This window comes from Caballeronia humi, assembly GCF_001544475.1.
Lineage (GTDB): Bacteria > Pseudomonadota > Gammaproteobacteria > Burkholderiales > Burkholderiaceae > Caballeronia > Caballeronia humi.
The window spans coordinates 1-1,527 of the sequence record NZ_FCNW02000172.1 but is presented as its reverse complement, the minus strand read 5'-3'; the positions used below and the strand labels follow the sequence as shown (position 1 = coordinate 1,527).

Annotated in this window: 1 protein-coding gene; it reads right to left on the bottom strand. The window is 60.2% G+C overall.

The features are described 5' to 3' along the window. Positions 1 to 340 precede the first annotated feature (340 nt). The gene (locus AWB65_RS34835; protein WP_087671258.1) at positions 341 to 1,246 is read right to left on the bottom strand and encodes a hypothetical protein; all 906 of its coding nucleotides are present in this window, start codon (positions 1,244 to 1,246) and stop codon (positions 341 to 343) included. Positions 1,247 to 1,527 lie beyond the last annotated feature (281 nt).

Genomic DNA, 1,527 nt, shown 5'->3' with positions numbered 1-1,527 from the left:
AAATTCTGGCGATGAGTTTCCGCAGCCCTTATCCAGCAAGACTCCGCCGTGCTCTGGCATCTTGTCGAAGCTCAATCTCGCAAGCTATTGATCAGAAATGAATTTTCGTTTTAAAAACCGCCCGAGTTTGCACGAAAGGTACGAATACCCCAAGTTCGGTGGCGGGGTACGCCGCGCCGCATTCGCCTATTTCAGCTGGTGCTACAGGTCCTCTGAACTCGAAAGTGATCGAGCACAACGGGTCAGCTATGGCGATAGCATCTCCGCACGCGTTCGTGTTCCCCTCCGGGAAACAATTTGCAGCAACCGTTCGAAAGTGAGGCCTGGACCACAGCCTAAATCATTGATGATGCACTTTCCGTGTCGTCATGTACACGTCAAACAGCCCCGCGTGCAAGCGGCCGAGCTGTTGACGAAGGGCGATCAGTTCCTGCTGGCCGCCTTCATGTTCCCGCCGCAGAATCTCCCCGAGCAACGCGGTCGCCCGTGATGCCGGCAGGTCGCGTTGCACGCGCGCCTCGCCTAGTCTGCCCGCAAGCGCTGGTTTGATGACCAGCAGGAACGCCGGGAACCATGCATAATCTTCGGTTTCGCCTGTGCCAAGGAACTCCGCATCGAAGCGTCGGCGCAGCTTGTCGAGTGCGGCGTCTCCCATCTTGACGAGTAGCGCGGCGAACTGGGGCGGCGCTAACCACGCCAATTCCGCGAGTAGCGGCCACGCTGCGTCTACTCCGGCCGCCCGATAGCGCGCCTCGGTCATCCATGCGAGCGGTGATGGAATGCGCCACCAAGACTCAATCGTGTCAATCGCATCGCTTGCCGCGGACCATTCGCCGGCGCGAAGCCACAGGGGTGCCGCGTGACTGTCAATGTGGATTCCACAATACGTCAACGCTGCGGCGCGCTGGGCAAGCGCACGCCAGCACGGAGCCAACCACGATCGAGCGTCGTGCTCAGGCAGTACCTGCCGCGCAGCGGGTGCCACCTCATTCTCCAAGCGACGGAGGAGCGCGGCCAACTCGGCGTGGTCGGTCACGGGAAGCGTTGATGCGTTCTCGAGTTCTCGGACAAGCACGGTCATCGCAGGTAGCGCGCTGTCGGTCGCGTACTCGCAGGCAAGCAGCATCAGTGTCTTTCGTGCGTCCGCCGCGTTGCGACGCTGCAACTGCGCCACCACGTCATTGCGCAATGCCACGTCACGGCTGTCGGCGAATATATCGAGTTGCTGCATGGTCTGCTGCATCATCGTCGCGCTCAGGAAAGGTCCATGAAGAGCGATCAGGCTAATCGATTTTACCGCTTCTAGGAAGCTGCCACCAAGCTCCCTTGGTTGTTCTCGCCGCCACATCATGGTGCAAGTAGCGACCGAACCCTACCGACGGGACCCCAGCATCGTTCCTCGACATCGGCGAGCGCCGCAGCGACACGCGTACATCCGTCTCAGTGCCGCTGTTCTGCGCGCTTCGACGTCAAGCTGGTAGTCAATGAAGTCTCTGCGCCCTCTTCGATCTTGCGCGTTGCGTGGAT